This window comes from Streptomyces sp. DT2A-34, from assembly GCF_030499515.1.
Lineage (GTDB): Bacteria > Actinomycetota > Actinomycetes > Streptomycetales > Streptomycetaceae > Streptomyces.
This window is the reverse complement of record NZ_JASTWJ010000001.1, coordinates 4,143,121-4,160,307: the sequence shown is the minus strand read 5'-3', so window position 1 is coordinate 4,160,307 and position 17,187 is coordinate 4,143,121. Positions and strand designations below refer to the sequence as shown.

Sequence of the window (17,187 nt, the reverse complement as noted above, 5' to 3'; positions counted from 1 at the left end):
TGAGGAGAATTCATCTTTGGCTGGATCTACCCACCAGTACGCCGGGGCCCTACGCTCGCCGCCATGACTGATGTGCTGCGGCGCGGTAGGGCTTCGTTGGCGTTCAGCTTCTTTGCTCAGGGCGTTGCCTTCGCGCTGCTCGTGACCCGGATTCCGGCCATCCAGGACCGGTACGGGGTCTCCGACGCGCTGCTGCCCGCCTTCCTCGCCGCAGTCCCGATCCTGGCCGGCGTCGGGAGTGTGACGACCGAGCGGCTGGTGAAGCGGATACCGCCCAGTCGGCTGCTGCGGTGGTCCCAGCCTGTCGTGCTCCTGGCGCTGCTCGGGGTCGGGGCGGGGCAGCGGATGGTGGAACTGGGGCTCGCGCTCGCGGCGTTCGGGCTGGCCGTGGGTGTGCTCGACGCCTCGATGAACATGCTCGGGGTGAGCCTGCAGCGGTCGTACGGGCGCAGCATCATGCTCAGTTTTCATGCGGTGTACAGCTTGGGCGGGATCGTGGGGGCCTCGCTGGCCTGGGTGGGGGCGCACTGGGATCTGGCGCTGGTCGTGTCGTATCTGCCGGTCGTCGTGGTGTTGTTGCCGGCCGCGTTGGTGGGGAGTCGGTGGTACGTCGACGGGGGGTCCGTGTCCGTACGCGTGGAGGGCGAGGCCGCTGGGCGGGCCGTCGCCTTCAAGGCGCTGTTGCCGCTGTGTCTGGTGATGACCTTCGCATATATCGGGGATTCGACCGTCTCCAACTGGAGTGCGAAGTATCTGCAGGACGTGCTGGGGAGTTCGGAGCAGCTGGCGACGGTGCCGTACAACGTCTACATGGTGACCACACTGCTGGGGCGGGCCATCGGGGACTTCGGGGTGCGGAAGTTCGGGGCTGTCGCCGTAGTGCGGGTGGGGGCGCTGGTGGCGGCCGTGGGGTTCGCGGTGGTGGCCGGGGCGCCCGGGGCGTGGGTCGGGATGCTGGGATTCACGCTGCTCGGGCTCGGGCTGTGTGTGCTGGTGCCGCAGACGTTCGCGGCGGCCGGGCGGCACGCTGCTGAGGCGGGCGGGCCGGGGGCTTCGGACGCGGCCATTGCGCGGCTCAATGTGTTCAATTATGTGGGGTTTTTGATCGGTTCACCCTTGGTGGGTGCGCTGGGCGATGCCTGGAGCTATCGCGGGGCCATGCTTGTGCCGATGGTGTTGGTGCTGGTGACGCTTGTGTACGCCCGGTCGTTCGCCGCTCAACCGGACCGATACGGTGACGGGCATGAGCGGCCGCGCACAGCTGATGTGGGACGAGGCAGTAACGGGCTATGACTTCGGTCGGGACCATCCGATGGACCCGGTCCGGCTTGCCCTGACCAGGAGGCTCGTCGATGCCTTCGGGCTGGACAAGGACGTGGACGTCGTCGCCGCGCAGCCGGCCGGGGAATCGACGTTGCGGCTGGTCCATCGGCAGGACTACATCGAGGCCGTGAAGGCGGCCTCGGTGGATCCGGGGGCGGCTGATCAGTCGTACGGGATCGGGACGCTGGATGATCCTGCGTTCGTGGGGATGCACGAGGTGTCTGCGCTCATCGCGGGGCAGTCGGTGGGGGCTGCGGAGGCCGTGTGGCGGGGGGAGGCGCTGCATGCGGTGAACTTCGCGGGTGGGTTGCATCATGCGATGCCGGGGGGCGCGTCGGGGTTCTGTATCTACAACGACGCCTCGCTGGCCATTGCTCGGCTGTTGGAGCTGGGGGCCGAGCGGGTCGCCTATATCGATGTGGATGTGCATCACGGGGATGGGGTGCAGGCCTCGTTCTGGGATGATCCGCGGGTGCTGACGATCTCGTTGCACGAGCATCCTCGTACGTTGTTCCCGCAGACCGGGTGGCCGGAGGAGACCGGGGGTGAGTCCGCGGAGGGTACGGCCGTGAATGTGGCGTTGCCGGCCGGGACCGGGGACGCGGGGTGGCTGCGGGCGTTCCATGCGGTGGTGCCGGAGGTGATCGCTGACTTTCGGCCGCAGGTGTTGGTGACGCAGCATGGGGCCGATACGCACTTCGAGGATCCGCTTGCGCACCTTGCCGTTTCGTTGGACGCGCAGCGGGCCGTGCAGGTGGCTTGTCATGATCTGGCGCACGAGTACGCCGACGGGAAGTGGGTCGCGCTGGGTGGGGGCGGGTATGCCGTGGTGGAGGTTGTGCCGCGGTCGTGGACGCATCTGGTGGGGATCGCGGCGGGGCGGGCTGTCGAGCCCGAGGCGATGATTCCGGAGGGGTGGCGGCAGGAGGTTTTTGCGCGGACTCGGCAGTTGGGGCCGGCGCGGATGACCGATGGGCGGTGGCCTGTGTCTTGGGCTGGTTGGGAGGCGGGGTATGACCCTGCGGATCGGCTGGATCAGGCGGTGTTGGCGACTCGTCGGGCTGTGTTTCCGTTGCGGGGGATGTTGGCGTAGGTGGGGTGCGGGCTGGGAGGGGTTTCGCCCCCGCCGCCCCTACCCGTCCCATCCTCAAGGGGCGCTGCCCCTTCGACCCCGGTCCCTGGGGGCCTGCGGCCCCCAGACCCCCGCTTCGGCCCTGAACGGGCCTCGTCCTCAAACGCCGGACGGGCTGGAATGCCTGGGCCGGCGCCGATAGCCCCGTACCGGGTGGGTGGGGGCTAGGGACGGCGTGGCCTCGTCCTCAAGCGCCGGGCGGGCTGGGATTGCCTGGGTCGGTGTTGAGAGGTGAAGCCCCCTGCGGGTGGGTGGGGCTGGGTGATGCGGGCCGGCGCCAGGAAGTGGAAGGTGCGGCCTCGTTCTCGGACCGCGGGCGGGCTGAAGTGCCTGGACCGGGGCCGGGAAGTGAAGGTGCGGGCTCGTCCTCGGGGCGTGGGCGGGCTGAGAAGCGCAGACGGCGCTGGGAAGTGACCGTTTGTGGCGGAGCCTCAGGCGGTGGGTGGGCCAAGAGTCTGCGGGAGGCTCTCCCCGGGGGCATTAGCCCAACTGTGCGGTGTTTTCCCGTTCCCACGCCCCCGTGCCCTCCCGTGCGTCACCATCGCTCTCGTGCTGAGTACCGGAGCCCTTCGCGCCCATCTCCTGGCCGCTCGGCTTGCCGGGACCGTGGCTACTTCTCGGGAGGAGAGCCTCAGGAGTTATCGGCTTTTTGCTGCTCGCGATCCCCGTGTGCTCATCGGGCTCGATCCGGAAGGGGCTTGGCGGCAGCGGGATTTGATCGAGTTGATGGCGGAAAAGTGCGGAGTTTCGGCCGATCCGGAGTGTGTCTCCGGCCGTGATGTGATCGACCCGGAGCGGACTTTGACCGCTCTGGATACCTTCGCCGATCGGGTCGCCGCTGCCGCCCAGCGCAGCGAGCCCGTGCTGCTGGGTACCGGGCATCCGCATCGGCTGCTCGGTTTCTACGCCGCCTTGGCGGACGCGTTGTCGGCGGCGGGATGTGCCGTCCTCAGTCCCGCGCATGGTCGCTGTGTCGACATAACGACCCGGTTCGGCCTACGCACGTACAACCTTGACTACGTACGAGGAGTCGCGTTGGTGCGGGAAGCCGGCGCTCCGAGCACCGGGCGTGAGCCCGGCGCACACACGCATTCGCCCCTCCCGGTTCGTGCCGCGCTCGCCGCCGCCGCGGAGGCCGGCGGGCCGTTGCCGGCGCTGGTGATCGGGGACCACGGTTGGGTCTGCGGGGCAGGTCAGCTGGGGTTTGAGGCCATTGGTCTCGCCGATACGAATGACCCCGCGCTCTTTGTGGGGGAGGCGGAGGGGGTTGTGTCCGTCGTGGTTCCGGTTGATGACGGTGTGCGGTCTGATTACTACCGGCCGCTTACCCGCTACGTACTCAATCGGGCGTGTCTGTCACAGTAGGCCGCCGATGGGTGCACCTCTTCCCCACTCGCATCACCCGCCCCTACATTGGGGAGTGAGCACGCAGCGACGAAGAGTCACCGGAAGGGGAAGCCGGTGGCCGTCGAGTGCGGAAGGTTCAGGTGTGTCATGGCTGCAGCTGGCGAGAGGCCTCTGAACGAGGTTCAGTTCCTTACCGTGGCGGAAGTCGCCTCGGTGATGCGAGTGTCGAAGATGACCGTGTACCGGCTGGTGCACAGCGGTCATCTGCCCGCGATCCGGGTGGGGCGGTCGTTCCGCGTCCCCGAGCAAGCGGTTCACGAATACCTCCGCGAGAGTTATGTGGGGGTGGAAACCGCCTGACGGCAGTGGGCGAGGGGGATCCTCAGGGCTGTTCAGGATTCCCCCTCGTCCCCCTCGATTACGACCTCAGCGCTCGGGCGGGTAGGCTAGCCCCTCGTAGGTCGTGTGGGCCCATGGCGCCCAAACACCGAGTGATGAGAAGTGAGCGAGGGTAGTCGTGGGCTCTGTTATCAAGAAGCGGCGCAAGCGGATGGCCAAGAAGAAGCACCGCAAGCTGCTCAAGCGCACGCGCGTTCAGCGTCGCAACAAGAAGTAAGCGCGGCGCGCCGCGAAAGTGGCGTGCTTTGTGGCCCCCCACCAGATCCGAGATCCGGTGGGGGGCCACATGTGTATCGCGGTCGCGTGGATCGGCGGTTGTCGCGCTTGCGCGTCGCGCGTTGAGTGTTGAGCGTTGCGTGTCGCCTGTTGCGTCGATCTCTCGCGGGTGCGTGTGTCGTGGTTATTGTGCGAAGGGTCGAACGGTGTGCATATGACTGGACAGAGGAGTGAGCCGTCTGGTCGTACGCATGGAATTCTCGTCACTTCATGCATTGGGCGGTCATCACAGCGCAACACCGAACCGCTAAGTTGGCCGCACACGGGGAACTCGGCAGGGGTACGAGTGCTGGAAGGAAGGCGCTGATCTTGGGCAAGGTCGTGCTCGTGACCGGAGTGGCCCGTCAACTGGGGGGCCGGTTCGTACGACGGATCCAGCGTGACCCACAGGTGGACCGGGTGGTCGCCGTGGACGCGGTTCCGCCCGAGCATCATCTGGGCGGTGCCGACTTCATCCAGGCCGACATCCGGCAGCCCACCATCGCGCGGGTGCTGGCCGAGAGCGGCGCCGACACCGTCGTACACATGGACGTGACCGGGACCGCGCTCGGCAGTGGCAGCCGGACCACGGTCAAGGAGACCAACGTCATCGGGACGATGCAGCTGCTCGGCGCCTGCCAGAAGTCCCCCAGCGTCAAGCGGCTGGTCGTGAAGTCCAGTACGAACGTGTACGGGTCCGCGCCCCGCGATCCGGCCGTCTTCACCGAGACCACCCCGCCCAAGTCCCTGCCCAGCGGCGGCTTCGCCAAGGACGCGGTCGAGGTGGAGGGCTATGTGCGCGGGTTCGCGCGGCGCAGGCCCGATGTCGCCGTGTGCGTGCTGCGGTTCGCCAACATCCTCGGCCCGAGCGCGGACACGCCGCTCGCCTCGTACTTCTCGCTGCCGGTGCTGCCGACCGTGTTCGGCTACGACCCGCGGCTGCAGTTCGTGCACGAGGACGACGTGATCGAGGTGCTGCGCATCGGCTCGCACGAGCCGGAGCGGGGCACGCTCAACAGCGGCACCTTCAACATCGCCGGCGACGGCGTCCTGCTGCTCTCGCAGTGCTCCCGGCGGCTGGGCCGCCCGACCGTGCCGCTCCTGCTCCCCGCGGTCACCTGGGCGGGCTCCCTGGTGCGTACGCTGGGCATGTCGGACTTCTCGCCCGAGCAGATCCGGCTGCTCACGCACGGCCGGGTGGTGTCGACGGTCCAGATGCGAGAGACGCTCGGATACAAGCCGAAGTACACGACGGCGGAGACGTTCGCGGACTTCGCGAAGAGCCGCGGTCCCGGACTGCTGCCGCCGGAGGCCCTTGCGGGGGCCGTCGACCGGATCGCCGCGCTGCCCGTCCTGGGCGGCGGCGGCAACCTTCCGACGCAGAGCGCCAACTGAGGAGCGCATCAACGATGGCGGACGCCAAGGTCATTCCGTTCGACGACGACCGGTCCCGAGGGAGCGCCGTGCAGCGGCCGCAGCGGCGCCGGAGTGCCGGGAGCCGGCGCAAGAACGGTGAATCCGCGCTGGTAGGTGAGGTCCAGCCCCTCCCCGGACGGTCCTTCGCGCAGGATGATGTTCCTGTGACACGTGAGGAACAGCCGCCCCCCAAGCCCCAGGACGACGGCGGCCTGGAGCGGCGTATCGCGAGCGGCCTGGCCTTCCTGCGCCGCCGCCTCACCGGGGACTACGAGGTCGACGACTTCGGGTACGACGAGGAGCTCACCGACCAGGTCCTGATGTCCCTGCTGCGCCCGGTGTACGAGAACTACTTCCGGGTCGAGGTGAAGGGCGTCGAGAACATCCCCTCCGAGGGTGGCGCGCTGATCGTCGCCAACCACTCCGGGACGCTGCCGCTGGACGGCCTGATGATGCAGGTCGCCGTGCATGACCACCACCCGGCGGGCCGGCACCTGCGCCTCCTCGCGGCCGACCTGGTGTTCATGCTGCCGGTCGTCAACGAACTCGCCCGCAAGCTCGGCCACACCCTCGCCTGCGCCGAGGACGCCGAGCGGCTGCTGGGCCAGGGCGAGCTGGTCGGCGTGATGCCGGAGGGCTTCAAGGGCATCGGCAAGCCCTTCAGCGAGCGCTACAAGCTGCAGCGCTTCGGCCGGGGCGGCTTCGTCTCCACGGCACTGCGGCAGGGCGCCCCGATCATCCCGTGCTCGATCGTCGGGGCGGAGGAGATCTACCCGATGATCGGCAATGCGAAGACCCTGGCCCGTCTGCTGGGTTTCCCGTACTTCCCGCTGACGCCGACCTTCCCGTGGCTGGGTCCGCTGGGTGCGATTCCTCTGCCGACCAAGTGGACGATCCAGTTCGGCGAGCCGATCCCTACGGACGGCTATCCGCCGGAGGCCGCGGAGGATCCGATGCTGATGTTCAACCTGACCGACCAGGTGAGGGAGCAGATCCAGCACACGCTGTACAAGCTGTTGGTGCAGCGGCGGTCGGTGTTCTTCTGACGGAGAAGCGTTTGACGGAGAAGCGTTGGTACGACAGCGGGGGCGCCTCTCGGGTGAGGGGCGCCCCCGCTGTCGTACGACTCGCTGCTCTGCGGGCGCTAGTTCGCGTCCTCGCCTTCGATGCCCAGGCCGGGGAGCAGGCCGGGGAGCAGTGGGGGCAGGGTGACGGCGGGCTCGGTGCTCGGGGTTGAGGTCGACGGTGAGGCGCCGGTGCTGCCGGTGTCCTTCGGTGGGTCGAGCAGGCCGCCGGTGTTTCCGCCGAGCAGGCCCTCGCTCTCGCTGCCGGAGCTCTCGGCCGAATTGCTGGGGCGGCTGGACCGGTTGCCGTCGGAGGAGCCGCTGCCGCCGGCGCTGGGGTGGGCCGATCGGTCGGAGCCGGAGGTACCGGTGGACGCCGAGCCGGAACCACCCCGTCGCTTGCCGTCGCCGTCCTGTGCCGGAGTCGGCGGGAGGAGGGACTCCAGCGGGGCGACCTCTTCGTCTATGGCGTCGAACACCGACGAGACCTGGTCACTGACGTCCCCGAGCTGGAGGGGAAGCCGCTGGCGGAGGTGGCCCCAGACCTCGCGGTGGGAGCGCGAGAAGGCGGAGAGGGCCTGGATGGGGCCGAGGGAGTCCGGGTCGCGCTCGTAGGCCTCACGGAGCAGGCGATGCCCCTCCGAGGCGTCGTGGCGCATGCCGGACAGGGCACGGCGGATCTCGCCGAGCGACTCGTGGTCGAGTCGGCCGCCGCGATCACGCTCCATCAACCTACGGGCCTCGCTCAGCCGGATGGAGGCCTGGTCGAGATATGTTCGCCCGCGCTCGTCGTCGCCGTCGGCCATGACATTGAGCTTGAAGTCCTCGATGCCGCGCTTGAGGGGATAGAGAGAGTCACCGGGCAGGGCATCGGAACTCGCCGCGGCCACTCCACCGAAGGCTCCCGCCGCGACACCGACGCTGAGCCCGCCCGCGGCCAGGCCTTTGGTCAGCCGCGAACGCGGCCGCAACTTCCCCAGCGGGGATGCCCGGTGGGCGCCCGGTGCCCGATTCGAGCGCTGCCCCGGTACGGCCGGATCCGCCTCGCCTCCCGCCGTGCCCTCCTGCAGCATGGCCTCCATCGCGGCGACGAGCTGGGCCCGCTGAACGACCTTGACCTCGGGGTCGAGTACGGGCTTGGGCAGCTCGTCCAGACTCGCGGTGACGGCCAACAGACGTCCCTGCTCGGTCTGTTCCGCAGCAGCCGATGCTGGTGCCGATCCATCTGGCTGCTCGGCCTGCTCGGCCGCCGAGCCCCGGTCGGTCAGCTCCTCCAGGGCCTGGGCGAAGGCGTTCGCCCGCCGGTGCGCCGATACGTTCGCGATCACTGGCGGCACCTCCTCTCGTGATGACGGTCGACTCCCCAGGGGGTCCTGAGGGTTGCACGCCCTGACCAAATCCACACGATCGAGTGATCGAAGTCGGCCAGGGAGTGACCACAGGGAGCCTGCATCCCGCACAACGAGCGGCGCGGCACTTGGGTTACGGACGGCGGATGAACGGACCGCGAAGTCAACAGACTTTCACCGACGGTGAGTTGAGGGTTGCGGAGAGTACTGCTCCGGTGGGGGTGACGCCGTCAGCGCGCGTCGTCCGGGAGCAGCCGGGCGAGGGTGCGGACGGCCCGGTACTGGAGGGTCTTGATGGCGCCCTCGTTCTTGCCCATGACGCGGGCCGTCTCGGCGACGGAGAGGCCCTGGAGGAAACGGAGAGTGACGCACTCCTGCTGCTGTGGGTTGAGGCGTCGTACGGCGTCGAGCAGTGCGGCGTTGGAGAGTGACTCGAGGACGGAGTCCTCGGGGGATCGCTCGACCTCGTTGGCGTCGAGCATCTCCCCGGTGGTCACCTCCAGGCGGAACCGGCTGGACTTGAAGTGGTCGGCGACGAGGTTGCGGGCGATGGTGACAAGCCATGCTCCGAAGTCCCGCCCCTGCCAGGTGAAGGTGCCGATCCGGCGGAGTGCCCGCAGAAAGGTCTCGCTCGTGAGGTCCTCGGCTGTGGCCTTCCCTCCGACTCGGTAGTAGATGTAGCGATAGACGGTGTCGCTGTATTGGTCGTAGAGCCGTCCGAACGCGTCGGCCTCGCCGGCCTGTGCGCGTTCCACGAGATCCATCATTCGAGCGCTGTCGCTGTCCGCGGCAGGCCGACGAGCGGTCGTCGCCGTACCGGTCGAGCGACCCCGTCTGCCGACGGCGGCGCTGCCGTCGGCGAGCGCGTAGCACGGGCCTACGGGCGCGGTGGTTACGGCGAGGGCGGGGACGGCGTACGCGGTGGGGACGAAGCCGCGCAACAGGTCTTTGACCGTTGCGCGCAGCGTAGCCAGGCCCGAGGCGTCAACCCCGACGTGTGGGTACACGGGACTCCCAGAGGCAGAGCTTCCATCACGTGCAGTGCGGGACCGTTCACCCGTCGTAGCGACGGAGGGGTACCGGTTTGCGTCTGAGGAGAATAACGCTTCGTGCAGGCACTGCTACGCCCAGTTGCTCAAATCACCGATTGCGTCTCTTCTGTAACCGATTGGCGACCGATCAAGTGCCGGAGAGTGACCGGTTGTTGATCGAATTCGTCCGTGTTCGGGCTGACTCCGGGGCGTGTTGTGGCCGTGTGCAGCCAAGGGGACTGGACAGGGGGTTGTGGGGGTATGGGGTGCGGATTGGCTGTTCGGCCCGGGCGTGGCCCAAAACCGGTCCTCGCCCCCGCCGCCCCTACCCGTCCCATCCTCCAGGGGCGCTGCCCCTTCGACCCCGGTCCCTGGGGGCCTGCGGCCCCCAGACCCCCGCTTCGGCCCTGAACGGGCCTTGTCCTCAAGCGCCGGACGGGGCTGGAGGGCGCGGGCCGGCGTCGAGAGGGCAAGCCCCTGCGGGTGGGTGGGGGTTCGGGATGGTGTGGCCTCGGTCTCGACGCTGGGCGGGCTGAAATGCCTGGAGCGTTGGCGCCCTGAGGTGAAGCCTCCCGCCGAGCGGGTGGGGGCTTATGGATGGCCTGGCCTCGTCCTCAAACGTCGGGCGGGCTGAGATGCCTGGGTCGGTGATGGAAAGTGATCGGGCTGCGTCGAGCCCCCAGCCCCGCCGGCCCGCAGTCGCGTACGGCGGGGAGGGGACGTGTCGGGGGTGTCCGCCCGCAGTGGCCGGCGTCAACGCGCGGGGCCTTCTGCCCGACCCCGACCGCCGGGCCGAGGACGGACACCCCCCGGCGCGGCCCCGACCCACAACTCACCCGCAGGCGCTACGGGAACCCCCACCCCACCCGCGCAGGCCGCCGCCGGCCCGCCCGCCGACCCGCAATCCACCCACAGGCGCTACGGGAACCCCCATCCCACCCGCGCAGGCCGCCGCCGGCCCGCCCGTCGGCGAACTACCGCCGACGCTTGTGCAACGCGATCGCCGCAGCCGTACCGCCGGCCACCGCCCCCACCCCCGCGGCCGCCGGAATGCCGACCTTCGCTGCCTTTCGGCCCGTGCGGTAGTCGCGTAGGCGCCAGTCCAGCTTGCGGGCGTGTTTGCGGAGCTTGGTGTCGGGGTTGATGGCGTAGGGGTGGCCGACCAGGGAGAGCATCGGGATGTCGTTGTGCGAGTCGCTGTATGCCGCGCAGCGGGAGAGGTCCAGACCCTCCGCGGCGGCCAGGGCGCGGACTGCCTCCGCCTTTGCCGGGCCGTGGAGCGGTTCGCCGACCAGCTTGCCGGTGTAGACGCCGTCCACCGATTCCGCGACCGTGCCCAGGGCGCCCGTCAGGCCGAGGCGGCGGGCGATCACCTGGGCGATCTCCACGGGGGCCGCCGTCACCAGCCATACCTTCTGGCCCGCGTCCAGGTGTGCCTGGGCGAGGGCGCGCGTGCCGGGCCAGATGCGCTCGGCCATGTACTCGTCGTAGATCTCCTCGCCGATCGACTGGAGCTCGGCGACGCGGTGGCCCTGCACGATCGACAGTGCCGAGTCGCGGGCCTCCTGCATGTGCTCCGGGTCCTCGACCCCGGCCAGCCTGAACCACGCCTGCTGCCAGGCGAACTTGGCGAGGTCGCGCGTCTCGAAGAACTTCCGCTTGTACAGGCCCCGCCCGAAGTGGAAGAGGGCGGCACCTTGCATCACGGTGTTGTCCAGGTCGAAGAACGCGGCGGCCTTCTCGTCGCCGAGTACCGGGAACTCCGGTTCGGCGTCGGAGACCTCCGTCGCTTCCTGCGACGACTTGCGCGCTGCCTCCGCCGAAGCCTCGCCAGCCAACACGCTCCGCGCCGTGGCGGAGCGCCTACGGGGAGTGAGCCATCCAAGAGCGGCCATGACCGTGAGCATAGCCAGTTTGTTCGGTGCTTCCGGAGTCGAGAGGTTTGAAGGTTGTGAACTCTCCGCGACCGCGCAGTTAAACAGCGTGGTGGCGACGCGGGGGTGCATCCGTTCGGTCCTGGGGTGTCGGCGCGCGAGAATGGCTGACATGAGTCCCCTTTTTCGTCGTGCCGCGGCCAAGTCCCCCCGGGACCACCTCGTCACCCTCATCGGAAAGCCCGAGTGCCATCTGTGTGATGACGCACAGATCGTCGTCGAGAAGGTCTGCGCCGAGCTGGGGGTTCCGTGGGAGCTGAAGGACATCAACCAGGACCCTCAACTCCACGACCAGTACTGGGAACAGATCCCTGTCGTCCTCGTCGACGGCGCCCAGCACACCTTCTGGCGCGTGGACGAGAATCGCCTCCGCAAAGCACTGACTGAGTAGTCCAACTCGTTCGGGAAGTCGCTTAGGATCGAGCGACTTGGTCTCGGGGGCGGGGATCGTTGAGGAGAGTGTGCGGTTTTGCCCCCAAGAGCAGAGGAACGGTGGTGCGAATGCGCCGGTTCCATACCCGTGCGCCGGGCGTGCGTGAGCCCGGTCACGTTGGGCGGGCAAATCGGACACCATCTTTGTGCACGCGTTCACAAAGACATAGCCTGCTGTCGACGGGGCGGTCTGGGTACGTGTGACCGCCTACAGCCCCGCTCTACCCGCAGGAGCACCGTGGCAACTGGCCGAACTCACCGACCGGCGACCCGCAGCCGAGGGATTCCCGAGGCCACCGTCGCCCGGCTTCCGCTGTACCTCCGAGCCCTGACGGCGCTGTCGGAGCGCTCGGTACCCACGGTCTCGTCCGAGGAGCTCGCGGCCGCGGCGGGGGTCAATTCCGCGAAGTTGCGCAAGGACTTCTCGTACCTCGGGTCGTACGGGACCAGGGGTGTCGGTTACGACGTCGAGTATCTCGTCTACCAGATCTCCCGTGAGCTGGGGCTGACCCAGGACTGGCCGGTTGTGATCGTCGGTATCGGTAACCTCGGCGCCGCGCTCGCCAACTACGGCGGCTTCGCCTCCCGGGGGTTCCGGGTCGCCGCGCTCATCGACGCCGACCCCGCGATGGCCGGAAAGCCCGTCGCCGGGATCCCGGTCCAGCACTCCGACGACCTCGAGAAGATCATCCAGGACAACGGCGTGTCCATCGGCGTCATCGCCACCCCCGCCGGTGCCGCCCAGGCGGTCTGCGACCGGCTCGTGGCCGCCGGGGTCACCTCCATCCTGAACTTCGCGCCGACCGTGCTGACCGTCCCGGACGGCGTCGACGTACGCAAGGTGGATCTCTCGATCGAGCTGCAGATCCTCGCCTTCCACGAGCAGCGCAAGGCCGGCGAGGAAGCCGCCTCCGACGGCGCCGGCCCGGCCGCCGTCACCCGCGAGGAGTCCGACGCATCCGCCGACCAGGGGCCCGACGGGGACGTACCCGCCGTGATGCCGGCATGAGTCTCCTCGTCGTGGGGCTGAGCCACCGCAGCGCCCCGGTCAGCGTCCTGGAGCGCGCGGCGCTGAGCGCGGACGCCCAGATCAAGCTGCTGCAGGACACCGTCGCCGCCGAGCCCGCTACCGAGGCCGCGGTGCTCGCCACCTGCAACCGCATCGAGCTGTACGCCGACGTGGACAAGTTCCACGCCGGAGTCGCCGAGCTGTCCACGCTGCTCGCCCAGCACAGCGGGGTGGGGCTGGACGAGCTCACGCCCTACCTGTACGTGCACTACGAGGACCGGGCCGTACATCATCTGTTCTCGGTGGCCTGTGGGCTCGACTCCATGGTCGTCGGGGAAGGGCAGATCCTCGGGCAGATCAAGGACTCCCTCGCCAAGGCGCAGGAGCTGCACAGCGCCGGACGGCTGCTGAACGACCTGTTCCAGCAGGCCCTGCGCGTCGGCAAGCGCGCGCACTCCGAGACCGGCATCGACCGCGCCGGACAGTCCCTGGTCACCTTCGGCCTGGAGCAGCTGTCCTCCGGTACGCCCGTCGAGGACTGGGCCCGCGGCAAGAAGGCCCTGGTCATCGGCGCCGGCTCGATGTCCTCCCTGGCGGCGGCCACGCTCGCGCGTGTCGGGATCGCCGAGATCGTCGTCGCCAACCGCACCTTCGACCGCGCCGAGCGGCTCGCGCAGATCCTCGCCGAGGCCGACGACGTGGACGTGCTGGCCCGCGCGGTACCGATGGAGTCGGTGCCGGTCGAGCTGACACGTGCCGACGTCGCCGTCTCCTGCACCGGCGCCACCGGGCTCGTCCTCACGGCCGAGCAGGTCGCGGCGGCGGTCGACGGCCGTCCCGGACGGGCGGTCGCCTTCGAGACGGCCGACGGCAGCGGTCGTACGACGGCCAAGGCGCCCGCCGCCAGGACCGGCGCCGACGCCGGCGACGTACGGCAGACTCCGCTGCCGCCCACCAGCGTCGGCAGCGACGAGGGCTGTCCGCTGGACCTGACCGCCGTGCAGGGAGGCTTCTCCGTGATGGGGGAGGCCGCCGTCGCCGGTATGGACGCGGCCACGCTGGAGCAGCACGCGGCCTGGGCCGCGGGCAGCGCCGTCGACCGGCGTGAGGCCGCCCGGCGCAGCCCCGAGGCCGACGCCGAGCTGATCACCGCGCTCGCCGCGACGGTGGCGACCGTCGGCCGGATCCCCGAGCGCCGCAAGCCCGAGCCCGTCGTCGAGGCGCCCCGTCCCGCGCCGGTCCTCGCCCTTCTCGACCTCGCCATGCCGCGCGACATCGACGCCGCCGTGCACCGGCTGGCCGGGGTGCGGCTGGTCGACATCGAGTCGCTGGCGGAAGCTTCCGCCGACGCGCCGATGGCGGCCGACGTCGACCAGGTCCGCCGTATCGTTTCCGACGAGGTCGCGGCCTTCGGGGCGGCGCAGCGGGCCGCGCACATCACGCCCACCGTCGTCGCGCTGCGCACCATGGCCGCCGATGTGGTGGCGAACGAGATCGCCCGTCTGGAGGGCCGCCTCCCGGGCCTCGACGACAAGCACCGCAGCGAGATCACGCAGACCGTGCGGCGGGTGGTCGACAAGCTGCTGCACGCCCCGACCGTCCGGGTCAAGCAGCTCGCGGCCGAGCCCGGCGGCGCCGGATACGCGGACGCGCTGCGGACCCTGTTCGACCTCGACCAGGAGACGGTGGCCTCCGTCTCGCGGGCCGAGGACAGCACCGACAAGAACCGAGGCCCACGATGACTCAGCAGCCACTACGGCTCGGCACCAGGCGCAGCAAGCTCGCCATGGCCCAGTCCGGGCAGGTCGCGGACGCCGTGAGCCAGGTGACCGGACGGCCCGTCGAACTCGTCGAGATCACCACGTACGGCGACGTCTCGCGCGAGGCCCTCGCGCAGATCGGCGGCACCGGCGTGTTCGTCACCGCCCTGCGCGACGCGCTCCTCAAGGGCGAGGTCGACTTCGCGGTGCACTCCCTGAAGGACCTGCCGACCGCACAGCCCGAGGAACTGGTCCTGGCGGCCGTTCCGGAGCGGGAGGATCCGCGCGATGTGATCGTCGCGCGGGACGCCCTGAAGCTCACCGACCTGCCGCGCGGGGCGCGCATCGGTACGGGTTCGCCGCGCCGGATGGCGCAGCTGAACGCGTACGCGCGCAGCCACGGGCTGGACATGGAGACCGTGCCGATCCGCGGCAACGTGGATACGCGCATCGGGTACGTGCGCGATGGTGAGCTGGATGCGGTGGTGCTGGCTGCGGCCGGGCTGCAGCGCATCGGCCGCATCGACGAAGTGACCGACTTCCTGTCGGTCGACACCGTTTTGCCCGCCCCCGGCCAGGGGGCCCTGGCGATCGAATGCACCGCGGACCACGCGGACCTGATCGCCGCGCTCGGCGAACTCGACGACCCGTTCACACGGGTCGCCGTGACCGCCGAGCGATCACTGCTCGCCGCCCTGGAGGCCGGCTGCTCCGCCCCTGTGGGCGCGCTGGCCGACCTCCTGGCCGACGGGCAGATTGTCAAGGAAATGCGCCTGCGCGGCGTCGTCGGCACGACCGACGGCACCCGCATGGTGCAGCTGTCCACCACCGGTCCCGTGCCCGAGACGCATGACCAAGCGCTGGCGCTCGGTCGCGAACTCGCTATCGAGATGCTTGCCCAGGGCGCGGCCGGTCTGATGGGGGAGCGAGCACAGTGAGCCCCACCACCCTTCCCGCCGGCCTTGAACACGGGCACGTCACCTTCCTCGGTGCCGGACCCGGGGATCCGGGACTGCTGACTCTGCGCGCCGTCGAGGCGCTGGCGAACGCGGACGTACTCGTCGCCGAGCACGAGGTGCTCGACGTCGTACGCCGGCACGCCAGATCCGGTGTCGCCGAAGTGCACACGGATACGGGTCCTGATGCGGACCCCGTTCCGGGCACAGGCACGCCTCAACTAGCGGTTGTTGACGGCGCGTCAACAGCCGTTGCGCTACCCGCGGTGCGGGATGCCGCACATCTTGTCATGGAGGCCGCGCGCAGCGGCAGGCGGGTCGTGCGTGCGGTGTCCGGGGATCCCGGGCTCGACGCGTACGCCGCCGAGGAGATGCTCGCGTGCGCCGCGGCGGGCGTGCCGTTCGAGGTCGTGCCCGGTGTGGCCGCGGCCGTGGGCGTGCCGGCGTATGCCGGGGTGCCGTTGCGGGACGCGCAGGGCGCGGACGTGCGGTTCGTGGACGCGCGGACGGCTTCGGATCGGTGCTGGACCGAGGTCGGGGCGTCGGACGGGACTGTCGTCGTCTCGACGACGCTGGATGCTGTCGGTGCGGCTGCGGGTGAGCTGGTGTCGGCGGGGCGTAAGCCCGATACGCCGTTGACGGTCACTGTCGCGGGTACGACGACGCGTCAGCGGACCTGGACCGCGACGCTCGGGACGATTGCGCAGACGCTGAAGCAGGCCAAGGTGCTGCTCTCGCCTGAGGGCGGGCGGCCGGTGATAGCCGTGGTCGGTGAGCGTTCTGCCGCTGCTCAGCGTGAGCAGTTGTCGTGGTTCGAGTCCAAGCCGCTCTTCGGGTGGCGGGTGCTCGTTCCGCGCACGAAGGAGCAGTCTGCTTCGCTCTCCGACCAGTTGCGGTCGTACGGGGCCGTGCCGCACGAGGTGCCGACGATCGCCGTCGAGCCGCCGCGGACGCCTCAGCAGATGGAGCGGGCGGTCAAGGGGCTGGTGACCGGGCGGTACGAGTGGATCGCTTTTACGTCTGTCAACGCGGTCAAGGCCGTGCGGGAGAAGTTCGAGGAGTACGGGCTTGATGCTCGGGCGTTCGCCGGGATCAAGGTCGCCGCGGTGGGGGAGCAGACCGCGAAGGCGTTGATCGCCTTTGGTGTGAAGCCGGATCTTGTGCCCAGTGGGGAGCAGTCGGCTGCGGGGCTGCTTGAGGACTGGCCGCCGTACGACCCCGTTTTCGATCCGATCGACCGGGTGTTCCTGCCTCGGGCGGACATCGCCACCGAGACGTTGGTGGCTGGGCTCATCGAGCTGGGCTGGGAGGTCGATGACGTCACTGCCTATCGGACCGTGCGGGCTTCGCCGCCGCCGGCCGAGACGCGGGAGGCGATCAAGGGGGGTGGCTTTGATGCCGTTCTCTTCACGTCGTCGTCCACTGTGCGGAATCTGGTGGGGATTGCCGGGAAGCCGCACAACGTGACGGTGATCGCGTGTATTGGGCCTGCTACGGCCAAGACTGCTGAGGAGCATGGGCTTCGGGTGGATGTGATGGCTCCGGAGCCGTCTGTGCACAAGTTGGCTGAGTCGTTGGCCGACTTCGGGATGCAGCGGCGGGCTGCTGCGGTGGAGGCCGGGGATCCGGTTACTCGGCCCAGTGAGCGGCGGCCGGGGGCTCGGCGGAGGCGGTCCACCACGTAGGTGTGGGGTGGTGGGGTTCGCCCCCGCCGCCCCTACCCGTCCCGTCCCAGGGGCTGCCGCCCCTTCGACCCCGCGCTCCTGGGGGCCTGCGGCCC

Annotated in this window: 15 protein-coding genes; 12 read left to right on the top strand and 3 right to left on the bottom strand. The window is 69.6% G+C overall.

Annotated features, from left to right (window positions below; all coding sequences use genetic code 11):
- The first annotated feature begins 63 nt into the window (after positions 1–63).
- The 7 genes from QQM39_RS18355 to QQM39_RS18325 all read left to right on the top strand — a co-directional run bounded on the left by QQM39_RS18355 (position 64) and on the right by QQM39_RS18325 (position 6,918).
- Positions 64–1,293, top strand: coding sequence for an MFS transporter (locus tag QQM39_RS18355; protein ID WP_301997985.1), 1,230 nt, complete (start codon positions 64–66; stop codon positions 1,291–1,293).
- Positions 1,244–2,416, top strand: a complete 1,173-nt coding sequence (locus QQM39_RS18350) for an acetoin utilization protein AcuC (RefSeq protein ID WP_301997983.1) — start codon at positions 1,244–1,246, stop codon at positions 2,414–2,416. Before QQM39_RS18355 ends, QQM39_RS18350 begins: the two co-directional genes overlap by 50 nt.
- 588 nt (positions 2,417–3,004) lie before the next feature.
- Positions 3,005–3,820 carry a phosphatase gene (locus tag QQM39_RS18345; protein ID WP_301997980.1) on the top strand — a complete coding sequence of 272 codons (816 nt, stop codon included), beginning with the start codon at positions 3,005–3,007 and terminating at the stop codon, positions 3,818–3,820.
- A 129-nt stretch (positions 3,821–3,949) separates the two neighbouring features.
- Complete coding sequence (locus QQM39_RS18340) at positions 3,950–4,162, top strand: helix-turn-helix domain-containing protein (RefSeq protein WP_004984898.1); 213 nt, start codon at positions 3,950–3,952, stop codon at positions 4,160–4,162.
- Between the two features lie 157 nt (positions 4,163–4,319).
- Positions 4,320–4,418, top strand: a complete 99-nt coding sequence (locus tag QQM39_RS18335; protein WP_003948845.1) for an AURKAIP1/COX24 domain-containing protein — start codon at positions 4,320–4,322, stop codon at positions 4,416–4,418.
- A 368-nt stretch (positions 4,419–4,786) separates the two neighbouring features.
- The gene (locus tag QQM39_RS18330) at positions 4,787–5,851 is read left to right on the top strand and encodes an NAD-dependent epimerase/dehydratase family protein (RefSeq protein WP_301997978.1); all 1,065 of its coding nucleotides are present in this window, start codon (positions 4,787–4,789) and stop codon (positions 5,849–5,851) included.
- A gap of 14 nt (positions 5,852–5,865) precedes the next feature.
- Entirely contained in the window at positions 5,866–6,918 is a 1,053-nt protein-coding gene (locus QQM39_RS18325) for a lysophospholipid acyltransferase family protein (protein WP_301997977.1), read from the top strand.
- Between the two features lie 98 nt (positions 6,919–7,016).
- Here QQM39_RS18325 and QQM39_RS18320 read toward each other — a convergent pair whose 3' ends face one another.
- The 3 genes from QQM39_RS18320 to QQM39_RS18310 form a co-directional block, all read right to left on the bottom strand.
- Positions 7,017–8,264, bottom strand: a complete 1,248-nt coding sequence (locus QQM39_RS18320; RefSeq protein ID WP_301997976.1) for a DUF5667 domain-containing protein — start codon at positions 8,262–8,264, stop codon at positions 7,017–7,019.
- A gap of 251 nt (positions 8,265–8,515) precedes the next feature.
- On the bottom strand, positions 8,516–9,292 hold the full coding sequence (locus tag QQM39_RS18315; RefSeq protein ID WP_301997974.1) for an ECF subfamily RNA polymerase sigma factor, BldN family: 777 nt from the start codon (positions 9,290–9,292) through the stop codon (positions 8,516–8,518).
- 998 nt (positions 9,293–10,290) lie between these two features.
- Positions 10,291–11,211 carry an HAD family phosphatase gene (locus QQM39_RS18310; protein ID WP_301997973.1) on the bottom strand — a complete coding sequence of 307 codons (921 nt, stop codon included), beginning with the start codon at positions 11,209–11,211 and terminating at the stop codon, positions 10,291–10,293.
- Positions 11,212–11,353: 142 nt separating this feature from the next.
- Between QQM39_RS18310 and QQM39_RS18305 the strand changes: the two genes are divergently transcribed.
- The 5 genes from QQM39_RS18305 to QQM39_RS18285 all read left to right on the top strand — a co-directional run bounded on the left by QQM39_RS18305 (position 11,354) and on the right by QQM39_RS18285 (position 17,092).
- Positions 11,354–11,641, top strand: a complete 288-nt coding sequence (locus QQM39_RS18305) for a glutaredoxin family protein (RefSeq protein WP_301997971.1) — start codon at positions 11,354–11,356, stop codon at positions 11,639–11,641.
- Between the two features lie 279 nt (positions 11,642–11,920).
- On the top strand, positions 11,921–12,691 hold the full coding sequence (locus QQM39_RS18300) for a redox-sensing transcriptional repressor Rex (RefSeq protein WP_301997968.1): 771 nt from the start codon (positions 11,921–11,923) through the stop codon (positions 12,689–12,691).
- Positions 12,688–14,433 carry a glutamyl-tRNA reductase gene (locus QQM39_RS18295; protein WP_301997967.1) on the top strand — a complete coding sequence of 582 codons (1,746 nt, stop codon included), beginning with the start codon at positions 12,688–12,690 and terminating at the stop codon, positions 14,431–14,433. Before QQM39_RS18300 ends, QQM39_RS18295 begins: the two co-directional genes overlap by 4 nt.
- Positions 14,430–15,389: a hydroxymethylbilane synthase gene (gene hemC, locus QQM39_RS18290; RefSeq protein WP_301997966.1), complete on the top strand. Its 960-nt coding sequence runs from the start codon at positions 14,430–14,432 to the stop codon at positions 15,387–15,389. The genes QQM39_RS18295 and hemC overlap by 4 nt, the downstream gene beginning before the upstream one ends.
- Positions 15,386–17,092, top strand: coding sequence for a bifunctional uroporphyrinogen-III C-methyltransferase/uroporphyrinogen-III synthase (locus QQM39_RS18285; protein ID WP_301997964.1), 1,707 nt, complete (start codon positions 15,386–15,388; stop codon positions 17,090–17,092). Before hemC ends, QQM39_RS18285 begins: the two co-directional genes overlap by 4 nt.
- Positions 17,093–17,187 lie beyond the last annotated feature (95 nt).